The sequence below is a fragment of the Catenibacterium faecis genome (assembly GCF_014306455.1).
Classification (GTDB): domain Bacteria; phylum Bacillota_I; class Bacilli_A; order Erysipelotrichales; family Coprobacillaceae; genus Catenibacterium; species Catenibacterium mitsuoka_A.
Genome location: NZ_JACRWG010000012.1, coordinates 1 through 13,303, shown reverse-complemented (window position 1 = coordinate 13,303; position 13,303 = coordinate 1). Strand labels below are relative to the sequence as shown.

Below are 13,303 nucleotides of genomic sequence, written 5' to 3'. Positions count from 1 at the left end.
TCTGACTTAATAGTTCTGTTTTAAATATTTTCTTACAGAAGAAATAAAATGAAGTGAACCTGTAATAACAAGCTGATCATGCTTAAGTAATGCGACTTTAATAGCTTCTGCAAAATGTGGGACTACAGTTACAGAACTAAAGCTGCGATAACCATCTAGATCAGATGCACGTTCATCATTAAATGATGTCAAATAAATTGGATAACCTGCTTCATCGATCAGTTCAATCATTTCATCTACATCCTTATCCTTTAAACCTGAAAAGATAAAGACTGTATCTTCAGTACGGACATACTGCACTGTACTTAGTAACGCTTTAATACCATCCGTATTATGCGCACCGTCAAGAATAACTTGATGTCCTGCTACAGTCATCATTTCAAAACGACCATACCATACAGCACTTTCTATCGCCTTTTCAGTTGTTTCTGAATCTAAAGTAATAAGTTTATTCGCAATAGTAAGAGCTAAACGTGCATTCGCAATCTGATAAATTCCCTGATTCTTTAAAGTAAAGGCCATATCACGATAACGGAAATGGAATGGATAACGTGATACCTGATATTCAGGTACAACAACCATTGTCGCACCCATTGCATCACATTGTTCCTGTAATCTTGCAAGTACTGTTCCTTCTACTTCACTTGTAATAAAGTATTGTCCTTCTTTAATGATTCCCATCTTTTCATTAATGACATCATAAAGACTAGGACCAATCTGATCTAAGTGGTCATTCCCAATATTAGTGATTGCACTAATAATTGGCTGAATGACATTTGTCTTATCATTGGCACCACCAATACCACATTCAATAATACGATAATCTAAGTCATGAGTAGAGAAATAATCTAGCATGATTAAAACATCAATTTCAAACATAGATAGATTCTTTTCTTCAATGACTGATTCATATTTATTAATCAGTGCAAGTAAATCTTCATCACTAATAGGATGATCATCAATACGAATACGATCATTATGCTTAATCATATAAGGAGAAGTAAATGTTCCTACATGATATCCATGCGCATTTAAAATACTTCTTAGATAGTTCACTGTAGAGCCTTTTCCATTTGTACCTGCAATATGAATCATATTCTTCTGTTTTGTATCAATACCTAATTCTTCTAGAATTCTTCTAAATGATTCAATTGTATTCTTATGTCTCTTAGATTCAATATATGCGATTGCTTTATCTATATTTCTAAACATTAATCAATCCTCCAATCTATTGGTTCTATCCCTTGACTAACAAGAAATTCATTAGTACGAGAAAATGGCTTAGAGCCAAAGAAACCACGATGAGCACTCAAAGGAGATGGATGCGCACTTGTAATGACACAATGTTTATTTGTATCAATCATACTGGCTTTGTTTTCTGCCTGACGTCCCCATAAAATAAACACAACAGGCTTTTCACGTTTATTCATCTCTTCGATAATATGATCAGTAAAGATTTCCCAGCCTTTACCTTTATGAGAATTTGCATATCCTTCCTGTACTGTTAAGACAGTATTCAAAAGAAGAACACCCTGCTTTGCCCAGGCTGTCAAATCACCATGATTTGGTATATCAATACCTACATCATCATGAGCTTCTTTATAAATATTCACAAGTGAAGGTGGTATGCGTACGCCTTTATTCACACTAAAAGCTAAACCATTGGCTTGATGTAATTCATGATAAGGATCCTGACCTATAATAACAACCTTTATATCTTCATAATCACAGAAATTAAATGCATGCAATATATGATTATGAGGAGGAAATATTGTTTTAGAAGCATATTCTGCTTCTACAAATTTATGTAATGCTTGATAGTAAGGCTGTTTGGCTTCATTTTCAATAATAGATTTAAATGTCTTCATGAAAAATAAACTTCTTAATTAATTCTGCGACTACACCTTCATTATTATCTGCATGCGTTGTGTAGTCACATGCTTTTTTAACATCTTCAACTGCATTACCTGCAGCGACAGCTAAACCTGCTTTTTTAAGCATTGCCATATCATTATAGTTATCTCCAACCGCAATAGTTTCTTCTATCTTGATACCTAATTGATCTGCAAGATGCTGGAGTCCTACTCCTTTATCTACGCCTTCCTTATTGAATTCCATATAACGGTTAGAAGAATAGCTTACTGAACATCCTTTAGTAATATCTGTCATTTTTGGTTCTAAGCTCATTAAATAAGGTACATCCACATTCTGATATAAAATCTTTGCGATAGTGGCATCCTTTAAGAAATCAACACTATTTTCTTTTGGATAAACAACTTCAAGCTTCTGATGCTTGATTCTTTCTGCTTCAGATTCACTTAAGTTATATACATAAAGTGTATCATTTGTATAAACATGTATGCAGACATCCTGTTTTAAACCAAATTCAAAGATTTCCTTCATCTTATCAAATCCTAAACCATTGAATTCAATAATACGATTATCTTTATTCTCAGTTAAAGCAGCACCGTTAAAGCTTAAAACATATTCTCCTTCCATATCTTTTAAACCTAACTGTGTTAGTTCAGGCAAGATCTGCATATAACCTCTTCCTGTTGCTGGTACAAACTTCACCCCACGTTCCTTCACTGCTTTTTGAATCCAATAAATATTACTTTCTGGTACAACATGGTCATCGTTTAATAAAGTTTCATCTAAATCACTTGCAATTAATTTATATTCCATCTCTTATGCCCCCTTTAATACAAATGTTTCTATTACTTCTTTCACTGCGCCTTCATCAAAATTCTTTTCACAGATATAATCACTGATTTCTTTAATATCATCATGAGCACAGCTCACACAGGCTCCTAGTCCTGCTTCCTTAATCATTGAAACATCATTATAATTATCGCCAATCGCAATTGTATCATTAATATCAATATTCAAATAATCTGCAAGCCACTTTAAACCTACACCCTTATTAATACCAATCGCATTACATTCTAGATAACGTTCAGAAGAGAAAGTGAGTTCTACTTGGTCTCCAATATCCTGATACATCTCATCGCGTAATTTCTTCAAATAATTCATATCTCTCTTTACCAAAAGAATCTTTGCGATAGATTCATTTTTTAAGAATTCAATCTCATGATCATATATCACCTTCATTGGCGTTTTCTGTTCAATCTTTCTATTTACTTCAAATTCATCTGGATTATAAATATAACAGCAGTCTAATGTAAAAACGAGCATGCAAAGATTTTCTCTACATCCATAATCAAAACATTTCTTTAATAATTTATAATCAAGCCCCTGGAAATGAAGAATCTTAAAGTCTTTATTCTCTACTACAAGACCACCATTAAAACAAATAGAATATTCACCAGGCATGTCATATGTACCAATTTCTTTAAGAATATCCCCAATCATTCTATGAGATCGTCCCGTTGCGACTACAAAACGCAAGCCATGCTTTTTAGCCTCACGTATAGCCTCCTGATTAAATACAGGAACATGCTGTCCTATAAGAAGTGTTTCATCTAAATCCGATAACATCATTTGATACATAATCATTCTCCTCCATATAAATAAGACATAAAGACTGGTACTCTATTTCTCCAGCAGGCTTCACTATGTACATCATGTTCAAAGACACGATACATATAGTCAATTCCTTTTTGTCTTATTAAATATTCTATTTCATTATTAGACCATAAATAATCCTGACTCAAAGAGTCATCATCATAACCTTCTTTATCACCTACATCAAAATAGAAACGTTCAATTCCACTTAGGTCACTTGTCTTCACTAAATCAATAAATTCCTTTTGATAGAGCCAATAAGCAGTTGAAACTGCAGCACCTTTATGAAATACATTTGGATGCTTCATACAGGCATACGCTGTAATAATACCACCAGAAGAACTTCCTACCATAGCAGTATTATCTTTAATAGTTCGAAAGCGGCGATCTATAGAGGGCTTCAAATCATGAATCAGCCACTGACAATAGTCTTCTCCTGTACCTTTAATTATCTCATGAGAATCATCACGCATTAATGTACCACTTTCTACATCCCATGGCCCATACTCACTTGCACGACCATATTCACTAAAGGCACAGGGAATAGCCACAACTATGACCTTCATCCCACTTCTTTTTAAATAATCCTCCATACCCCAGCTGACACCAATATAAGCCTGATCATCAAAAAAGGCATTCTGACCATCATTCATATAAAGAACAGGATATCTCTCTTCACTTTGATAATAGTCATCAGGAAGATATACAATTATATTTTTATCTCTACATTTATTATAAATCTTTTGAAACATACAATCTCCTTACAAAAACAAATAAGCCTCATGCTTATTTATTTTCCGGTAGAATAATCACTTCTTCACCATTTTTAGAAAATATATAATGACTACGTGCATAACGTACTACATAATCACTATCATTCAAACTATCTACTTCTTTTGCGAGTTTTGCTTTTTCTTTCTTTAATTCATTCTCTTGTACAACAAGTTTCTGATAAGTGGCCTTTTCAGCCTGGATATGCTGTACTTTTGCGATTAAAGTATAAATAAGAAATACAGAAATTATAAGAAAGACAATTCCATATATGTTACCCATTTTTCTTTTCTTTTTAGCCATTCGAGTCAACTCCTTAACTACTCGCATTATACCATTATTCTGCTATTAAAAAAAGAACCTTACAAAAGGCTCTTAGTAAATAGTTTCTTCTTCTACTTTTTCTTCTTTAATAATTTCATAAAGAGAAGATGCTTCATCCTTTAATACATGGTCTTTAAGCATCAATACTTTCAATGTTAAAATAGTACGTCCAAAGCTAACTTCTATTTCATCGCCAATTTTCAATTTAGTAGCAGGTTTAGCTACTTTACCATTTACTTTAACACGTGATGCTTCACTTATTTCTTTAGATAATGTTCTTCTCTTAATAATACGTGATAACTTTAAAAATTTATCTAATCTCATTATTTATCCTCTTCAAATAATCCATTCGCAAATATAAAATCAATATCTTCTTTCTTAAAGAAGTCATACTGTTCTTTTTCTTTAATTGTCCAGGCACCTATTTTAATATGTCTACTTTTTAAATCTACTATTTCTTCATGTGTTAAATAAGAATAACGACTATGAATACCATCTAAATGATGATCAATCACCTGCTGTTTACACTTCTTATAACCTCTTAGTACAATTAAAGCATAATAAGAATCAGGCATTAAAGCACGCATATTTAATAATCTTTCTAGACTTGTAGAAGAAAAATAAATACGCTCTGTCATATGATGCTTCATAATCACATCTCTTAATTTTTCTTCAAGACCACTAGATACAGTATCCTTGATTTCTATATTCAATAATTTATCGGTAGAATCAAGTAATGTCAAGAGAGAATCAAGCGTAGGAATCTGTTCTGTGATATCCATCTTATTATTATAATTATATTGACGTGCTTCTTTAAATGTCATATTTCTTAAAACACCTTTACCATTACTTGTACGATTGATCTTATCATCATGTAATAACAGAAGTTCGCCATCTATTGTCATCTGTACATCTGTTTCTATCCCTTCAAATGAAGAATTAACTGCTTTTTCAAAAGCAGACATTGTGTTTTCTGGAAATAAATCACTATACCCTCTATGTGCTAATCTTTTCATTATAATCACCCTTTCTAACAAAAAAAGCCAGCGTTCAGGTCACTGGCATGAGGCAGTTGAAGAGAATCGGCAGGTGCTAATGTTCTCTTCCTACTCCATTATAACATCTTTCTGTAATAAAGATAGCCATAAAAGGTTAATTCTAAATTAAAGGATTTACGAGAAAACAAATTTATCTAAAGAAACGGCAGAAATCCCCATCTCAATATAAAACATAGGTGGGTAATGAATGCCGATGATGAATTTGTTTGAGAAATTTTGGAATAGTGAGAGTATAAAATATATGGGAAGCTTTTTTTTCCTAAATCTATAAAAAGGAGGCTAAATATATGTATCTTACAGTCAAACAGCAGGTAAAGCATCTGTCTAAGGAAGACTATCGTTCCATCAAGGAATTATGTCATATTGCAAAGAATCTTACTAATCAGGCAATCTATAATATCAGACAGCACTACTTTGCAGAAGGCAAGTATCTCAATTATGAGAAGAACTATGCACTTCTGAAGTCGTCTGATAACTATAGAACGCTTAATTCCAATATGGCACAGCAGATACTGAAGGAAGTAGATGGTTCATTCAAATCATTCTTCGGTCTTCTTAAAAAGGCAAAGCAGGGAAAGCATGCACTTAAGGACTGCAGACTTCCACGCTATCTTCCCAAGGATGGATATACTACACTCGTCATTGGATTTGTAAGACTTAAAGGGAATAAGCTCATACTTCCATATTCAAACAGCTTCAGAAAGACACATAAGGCTGTTGAGATTACTATTCCACCTATACTGCTTGATAAGAAAGTGAAGGAAATACGTATCATACCAAAGGCAGATGCCAGGTTCTTTGAAATTCAGTATACCTATGAAGCTGAATGCATTCAAAGGAATCTCAATACAACAAATGCACTGGCATTAGATCTTGGTATCAATAATCTCGTCACTGGGGTATCAAGTAAAGGTGAAACATTCATCATTGATGGAAGAAGACTGAAGTCCATCAACCAGTGGTTCAATAAGGAAAATGCAAGATTACAGTCCACCAAGGATAAGCAACATTATGGCAGGAAGACAACCAACAGACAGAAGACAATAGCATGCAAACACAACAATAAAATCAATGACTATATGAACAAGGCTGCACGCAGGGTGATTGATTACTGTATCGATCATGATATCGGAACTCTTGTTGTGGGCTATAATGAAACATTTCAAAAAGGTTCCAATATAGGTAAAAGAAATAATCAGATATTTATCAATATTCCTTATGGAAAGCTAATAGATAAGCTTAAGTATCTCTGTGAATTGAATGACATCATACTTGTCATGCAAGAAGAATCCTACACTTCAAAGGCCAGCTTCTGGGATAAGGATGTCATACCAGTCTATAAGAGTGATGATACTGAAGAATACCATTTCAGTGGAAAGAGAATACATCGTGGACAGTATAGAACAGCCACCGGACAAGTTCTGAATGCAGATGTGAATGGTGCATTAAATATCATGCGTAAAAGTAGCGTTGTGGATGTAAACATCCTATACAGTAGAGGCGAAGTGGACACGCCTATAAGAATAAGGATTGCCTAGCAATAGGTGGAGACTTAAATATCAATCTTCTTAAACGGATGCGTAAGCATCTAAAAAACCCCGACTTAATAAAATATTAAGTCGGAGTAGTTCACTTTGGCCATTCTTTACTGCACAAACGATTTGAAGCAATCATTCCAATGACTAATACTAGGAATGAGAAATCAATTCCCTTAGGGAATAAAACGTTTAAAATTAGTGCGAAAAGAATGCTTAATAATGTAATATTGAGTGATTTAGAAGAAATCTTTCTCTCTTTATATATCTTATATTGCATCTTGATCTGCAGGAATGCCAGAACAAGTGCAACAACAGCAACTAAGCTATCGATATAGAAATTGATTAAATACTTCTGATTGATCAGCTCTTTTACAAACATAAGAGCGATATAGGAAGTCATGGTTCCTACCATCATAGAAACCATGAGCTTTTCTCTATCTTGTTGAAACTTCATTAGCGTTTAATTTCTAAGCTATGAGTAGATGTTTCCTGAATATGTGAATCAAATAATGCCTTCATTAATGAGATTGCATAGTAAGTATCCTTGATACCAGCAGTTTCATATGATGAATGCATTGCAAGCTGAGGTAAACCGATATCTACAGCATTCATAGAAGCCTGAGCCATAGCGATATTACCTAAAGTACTTCCTCCAGCCTTATCTGAACGGTTAGCGAAATACTGTAGAGGTACATCTGCGCCAGATGCAAGAGCCTTTACAACTGCCATTGATACGCCATCACTTGTATATTTCTGACCAGCATGTGACTTAACGACAACACCTTCATTCATATAAGTGCAGTTAGTTGCATCAGTATGTTCTGGATGATTTGGATGTACAGCATGTGCATTATCTGAAGAAAGCATGAAGCTTGATGCAAGTGCACGGTGGTAGTCTTCTTCAGTTTTACCTAAAGCACTGTTGATACGAGTTAATGTATCTCTTAATAATGTAGAGTCAGCACCCTGCTTAGTTCCTGAACCTACTTCTTCGTTATCAAAGCAAGCCATGATATCGATTGATTCATCGTTATAACCAGCAAGTAATGCCTTTAATGAAGCGAAACCACACTGTAAATCATCTAAGTGACCTGCAGAAATGAATTCTTCATTAGCACCCCAGATAGATGGAGCCATACGGTTGTAAAGATATAAGTCATGTCCTAAGATATCTTCTTTCTTTACACCTAATTCATCCGCAAGAATCTGTTTGAAGTCTTTCTGACGATCATCACCAGCACTTAATAATGGAAGCATATCGACCTGTAAGTTATACTTAAATCCATCATTAGCAGCACGGTTCATATGAATAGCTACATTAGGGATCATTAATAAATCACGATCAATGTTTAATAATTTAGTAACGATGCTGTTACCTTCAGATACTAATACACGACCAGCAATTGATAGAGGACGATCTAACCAAGTAGCACATAACATTCCTCCGTATCCTTCAGTATTTAACTGAGTATACTTATTCTTCACTTCGATTTCAGCATTTTCTTTAACCTTGAAAGTTGGTGAATCAGTATGTGAAGTCACAATGTTGAAACTGTAGTTGTCTAACTTTGTACCTACTTTGAAAGCTAAGATACTTGTATTATTTCTTGTTACATAATACTTACCACCTGGTACAATATCCCAATGTTCACTTTCTAATAATTCTTTAAATCCATCAGCATTTAAGATCTGACGATAGTTTTCTACTGCATGGAAAGCAGTAGGACTTTTTGATAAGAAATCTAATAATTCTTTTGAAGTTTCCTTAAACATTTTTATTATCTCCTTAATTTATATAAAAATATCCTTCTGGCCCTGCCAAAAGGATATTTTATATCATTTATCTTTTTCCTTCACGGCGTTCTTTTTCTGCAAGTTTAGGCATGATTAATCCTAAAGCACAAAGAACTACAGGGGCAATTACGTTTAATGCGAATGTGAATGGATCTTTGTCATACATACCAAGTACACAGCAAGCTGCAGTTACGATAAAGCACCAGATACCGAAGAACTTAGCAACAGCCTGATTCTTAACGAAACGATATTCTGCTGGGAACTTGTCCATAGCCTGACGTAAAGCAACATAAGCAGCAAATACCCATAAGTAACGCATTGGCATACATACTGAGTTAAGCTTATTTAACTGTTTTAATACAGCAGCTGCACCAGGAACGAATGACTGGATTAAGATGATTGAACCAGAAAGTACAACAACTAACTTAATACCGTTAATATATGCACCATACTTATTCTTCTTGAATAAAGCAGATGGGATATAATCTCTAGTTTCTTCGTTGTCTAATAACATTCTAAGTGGAGCATCAATACTTAATACTAAAGTAGAGAACTGACCAACCATGTTACATAATGCGTAGATAACTAGTAATGTATCACCCATATGATAGTATTCACCTAATTTCTGGAATGACCAATAAGCCCCGTTAGCAACATAGCTTTCGAATGCCTGTTCAGAAGCATTGATCATCTTAGGATCGAACATCATACCCATTGCGAATGTACCTAAGATAGCACATACACAAACCATGATAGCAAGTGCAATCATACCTTTAGGGAATCCCTTTTCAGGATTTTCTACCTTGTTTACATATGGTGAAATCTTTTCACATCCACCAACCGCAAACACTAAGATAGATAATGATGTGAAGTACTGTACATTGAACTGTGGCACGATGTTTTTTAAACTAAAGTCCATATGTACATAGCCACCATTAGGGTTGATAGCTGGTGCTGCGAACATCATTAAGATATAAAGGATTGACATAACAAACATTGAAGTTCCTGCTAATGTAGCAAGTTTCTTTAGTGGGTTTAATCCACGGCTTGCGATATAGCAGAATAATAAGAATACAGCAAGTGTAGCTAACTGAACATAGATAGTTGGTAAGCTATCATAAACTGTATGGTTTCTGAAGATTACCCAGCTAAGAGCCTTTAATCCACCAGTACCTTTACTTGCGATATAAGTGATGTGACAAGCCCAATAAGTGAACCCTGCATAGTATGCAAGTTTAGGACCCATTGTTTCCATGATCCATGAGCTGACACCCCCACCGGCATTTTTAAATGCTGAACCAAGTTCACCAACCATAAGGGCATATGGTACGAAGTATAAAGCGAACATTAAAATCCAACTGAATATAACCTGGATACCGTTGAAGTAAACGAAACCATTTAGTACGTTACCAAATCCCCAAACAGTAGAAAATGCCATAAAAGCCAGGGTATACCATTTCATTTTTGAGTTTTCCATACTCTCCTCCTTAAATATTTTTTGTTTAAAAATAAAAACAATCTTTTTATGCCTCAATAAGTATACCAAATTTTCTGCAAATATACCATACTTTTATATGTACAAACTACAAAATTGGATAAAATTATAGCGATATTTACGAAAAAATAGTGAAATATTATTTCGAGTAACTGTTTCAATTAAGTATGCAATAATAAATTATTCTTATTGTTTTAATTTATCAACATTTTCAAATAAAAAAAGCTATTCGTTGAGTTCTCAACAAATAGCTAAATTTATTAAGCGTTGATAGCACGAGTGATAGCTGGAACAACCTGTTTCTTACGAGAAATAACACCTGGTAAGTTTGCCTGATGTTCAACTAACTGTACATTAAATGCATTTTCTACATATTCAGGATGGCTGCCTGCAACAAATACTTCACTTGTCGCATTGATTACATCAGTTAATAATAGAACTGCTGTATCGAATCCATTTTCAACACATAGATTTTCCATATATTCAAGCATTTCAGCCTTAAGTGGTGCAAAACCATCGATATCCATAGTATTAACCTGAGCAATACCAACTTTTGTATCACCAATATTGAATGCTTTGTAATCCTGGTTATAGATTTCTTCAATTGATTTACCTACCAATGAAGTACCAGCCTTAAACATTGCAAGACCAAATTCTTCAGCATCTACACCGGCGATTGAAGCTAATTCTAAGGCAATTTCCTTATCAGTCTTTGTGCAAGTTGGAGATCTGAATAGTAATGTATCAGAAATAATAGCTGCTAACATTAAACCAGCAACATTCTTAGGAATTTCTACACCCTGTTCCTTATACATTTTCGCAATAATTGTACAAGTACAGCCAAGTGGTTCAGCTCTGAACTGTAATGGACCTACAGTCTGGAAATCAGCCACTCTGTGGTGGTCAACTACTTCTAGGATTTCAGCTTCTTCAATACCTTCTACAGCCTGTCCTCTTTCGTTATGGTCAACAAGAATCATCTTCTTATGATCACCAGTAATAACCTGGAAACGAGAGATAGTACCTACTACCTGATCATTTAAGTCAATAACAGGATATGAATGATATCTTGTTTCACTCATTACTTCTTTCAAGTAATCTACAGTATCATCTGTAGAGAAGCATGTTAAATCACCCTTCTGCATTACATATTCAACAGGTACTGCCTGAATAATCTGCTGAGAAGTCTTGAATGTAGTGAAAGCAGTAGTCACTACACTGACACCTGCATTCTTACATTCTTCAAGAACTGATTCTTCTAAGTGTAATGAGTTAGTAAGGATGATTAAATCAACCTTCTTCTTCAACATTTCACGAATACCTTCAGTTCTGTCACCACCAGTAATGATAACATCATGTTCATTAACATGATCAATAACTTCCTGAGAGTTCATACCAGTGATATGAAGACTACCTTTGATTGTACGTAATTCTGGGTTTAAATAAACGATCTTAGCATCTAATGTATCTACTACGTTTTCAATTGGAGTATGCGCATTCTTTAAGATATCTTTATCCCAATCTTCCATATAACCTTCAATAATGTTTGTAGAAGATAATAAACCTAAAAGATGAGAATGATCATCTAATACTGGAGCGCTCTTTAAGTTCATCTGGCACATTAATGACCAAGCAGTTCTTAAAGTTAATTCTTTAGAGAATAGAGTTACCTGATCATAATCAAGATCTTCAACTTTCTGTTTAACTGACTTTAATAACTGTGGTGTATGTGCATTAAATCTCTTTAATACATACTCAGTTTCACGGCTTACTTCACCAAGTCTTACTGGTATTGCCTGTCCGTACTTATGAGTTGCATTTAATAAATATGAATAACTGATGGCCGCACAAATTGAATCTGTATCCGGATTCTTATGACCACTTACGTAAACTAAATCCATGTTTTTCCTCCTATGCTTTCTTTAAATAACGATAAATTGTTGGCTCAGAAACATCTAACTTATCTGCAACTAGGGCAATTGCACCTTTCACCTTGAATGTTCCTTTGTCCTGCAAGTATTTAACAACTCTGATCTTTTCTTCTACTTTTAATCTTTCTGCATGAACATAAGATGGCACTCCCATATTCTGCATACATTCATTGATATATTTTTCTACCATCTCATCAAGTGGAGAAGATAAGATTTCGATTGGGCTATCATATTTGAATTCTACATTTGTATTATCCTTAATACCTAGGATTCTTCTCATTGCAGTTTCAATATATTCAAAATCTGTGACGTTAACGTTAATACAAAGCATACCAACAGGATAAACATTGCCTGGTTCCTTGATCCAGTATGTTGCAGATTTCAACAGTTTACCATCAGGTCCTGCTGTTTTGTAGTTCATGACATAGTCACTTTTTTCATACTGTTTTGTTTCTAAATAATGAACAGATAAATTTGAAAGCTTAGCGCCAACTTCTCTGCCAGAAATCTCACCGTTTGCGATAGCAACAACTTCCTGTTGAGGAGATGTGAGATCGTGTAAAGCTATTTCAACATTATCCCCTAACGCAACACCCAGGAATGGGACAAGGGCTGCATATGGTTCTAATAATTTATGCATTATACTTCCTCCTTTACAACAGAGTATTTTATCATAATAAAAAATGTCAGTAAATTATTATTATCATAAAACAGAAACTTTTTATTAAGCAGAAAAAAGACACCTTTTTGAACCGCCCCTGTCAAGTAGACAGGTGAAATAATTAAAAACATGTACCCTTGCCTGCCACGTAGTGGCAGGCAATTTTTTTATGCATAATGTGTCGCCTTATATTTCTGTATCGCCTT

Annotated in this window: 14 protein-coding genes; 1 reads left to right on the top strand and 13 read right to left on the bottom strand. The window is 34.3% G+C overall.

What is annotated here, in order from left to right; all coding sequences use genetic code 11:
• Nucleotides 1–6: 6 nt before the first annotated feature.
• From H8909_RS04450 to H8909_RS04415, 8 genes are all read right to left on the bottom strand, one after another.
• The gene (locus H8909_RS04450; RefSeq protein WP_117459361.1) at nucleotides 7–1,212 is read right to left on the bottom strand and encodes a bifunctional folylpolyglutamate synthase/dihydrofolate synthase; all 1,206 of its coding nucleotides are present in this window, start codon (nucleotides 1,210–1,212) and stop codon (nucleotides 7–9) included.
• The gene (locus tag H8909_RS04445; protein ID WP_117459362.1) at nucleotides 1,212–1,868 is read right to left on the bottom strand and encodes a uracil-DNA glycosylase; all 657 of its coding nucleotides are present in this window, start codon (nucleotides 1,866–1,868) and stop codon (nucleotides 1,212–1,214) included. Before H8909_RS04445 ends, H8909_RS04450 begins: the two co-directional genes overlap by 1 nt.
• Nucleotides 1,855–2,685 (bottom strand): Cof-type HAD-IIB family hydrolase, encoded by an 831-nt coding sequence (locus tag H8909_RS04440; protein WP_187011997.1) that lies wholly within the window; start codon nucleotides 2,683–2,685, stop codon nucleotides 1,855–1,857. The genes H8909_RS04445 and H8909_RS04440 overlap by 14 nt, the downstream gene beginning before the upstream one ends.
• A gap of 3 nt (nucleotides 2,686–2,688) precedes the next feature.
• On the bottom strand, nucleotides 2,689–3,510 hold the full coding sequence (locus tag H8909_RS04435) for an HAD family hydrolase (RefSeq protein ID WP_187011996.1): 822 nt from the start codon (nucleotides 3,508–3,510) through the stop codon (nucleotides 2,689–2,691).
• A gap of 2 nt (nucleotides 3,511–3,512) precedes the next feature.
• Nucleotides 3,513–4,277, bottom strand: coding sequence for an alpha/beta hydrolase (locus tag H8909_RS04430; protein ID WP_187011995.1), 765 nt, complete (start codon nucleotides 4,275–4,277; stop codon nucleotides 3,513–3,515).
• Nucleotides 4,278–4,311: 34 nt separating this feature from the next.
• Nucleotides 4,312–4,599, bottom strand: a complete 288-nt coding sequence (locus tag H8909_RS04425) for a septum formation initiator family protein (protein WP_187011994.1) — start codon at nucleotides 4,597–4,599, stop codon at nucleotides 4,312–4,314.
• A 72-nt stretch (nucleotides 4,600–4,671) separates the two neighbouring features.
• The gene (locus H8909_RS04420; RefSeq protein WP_117459367.1) at nucleotides 4,672–4,944 is read right to left on the bottom strand and encodes an RNA-binding S4 domain-containing protein; all 273 of its coding nucleotides are present in this window, start codon (nucleotides 4,942–4,944) and stop codon (nucleotides 4,672–4,674) included.
• A complete protein-coding gene (locus H8909_RS04415) occupies nucleotides 4,944–5,636 on the bottom strand; it encodes a glycerophosphodiester phosphodiesterase family protein (protein WP_187011993.1) in 693 nt (230 codons plus the stop codon). Before H8909_RS04415 ends, H8909_RS04420 begins: the two co-directional genes overlap by 1 nt.
• A 329-nt stretch (nucleotides 5,637–5,965) precedes the next feature.
• Here H8909_RS04415 and H8909_RS04410 point away from each other — a divergent pair, with 329 nt between their 5' ends.
• A complete protein-coding gene (locus H8909_RS04410) occupies nucleotides 5,966–7,216 on the top strand; it encodes an RNA-guided endonuclease InsQ/TnpB family protein (RefSeq protein ID WP_187011992.1) in 1,251 nt (416 codons plus the stop codon).
• Nucleotides 7,217–7,307: 91 nt separating this feature from the next.
• On the opposite strand, the gene H8909_RS04405 is transcribed toward H8909_RS04410, so the two are convergent.
• The 5 genes from H8909_RS04405 to H8909_RS04385 all read right to left on the bottom strand — a co-directional run bounded on the left by H8909_RS04405 (nucleotide 7,308) and on the right by H8909_RS04385 (nucleotide 13,076).
• Nucleotides 7,308–7,670, bottom strand: coding sequence for a hypothetical protein (locus tag H8909_RS04405; RefSeq protein WP_129982112.1), 363 nt, complete (start codon nucleotides 7,668–7,670; stop codon nucleotides 7,308–7,310).
• Nucleotides 7,670–8,989, bottom strand: coding sequence for a M18 family aminopeptidase (locus H8909_RS04400; RefSeq protein WP_117459370.1), 1,320 nt, complete (start codon nucleotides 8,987–8,989; stop codon nucleotides 7,670–7,672). Before H8909_RS04400 ends, H8909_RS04405 begins: the two co-directional genes overlap by 1 nt.
• A gap of 67 nt (nucleotides 8,990–9,056) precedes the next feature.
• Complete coding sequence (locus H8909_RS04395; protein WP_187011991.1) at nucleotides 9,057–10,487, bottom strand: amino acid permease; 1,431 nt, start codon at nucleotides 10,485–10,487, stop codon at nucleotides 9,057–9,059.
• 278 nt (nucleotides 10,488–10,765) lie between these two features.
• Nucleotides 10,766–12,406, bottom strand: coding sequence for a putative manganese-dependent inorganic diphosphatase (locus tag H8909_RS04390; RefSeq protein WP_187011990.1), 1,641 nt, complete (start codon nucleotides 12,404–12,406; stop codon nucleotides 10,766–10,768).
• A 10-nt stretch (nucleotides 12,407–12,416) separates the two neighbouring features.
• Complete coding sequence (locus H8909_RS04385) at nucleotides 12,417–13,076, bottom strand: helix-turn-helix transcriptional regulator (protein ID WP_187011989.1); 660 nt, start codon at nucleotides 13,074–13,076, stop codon at nucleotides 12,417–12,419.
• Between the last annotated feature and the right edge of the window lie 227 nt (nucleotides 13,077–13,303).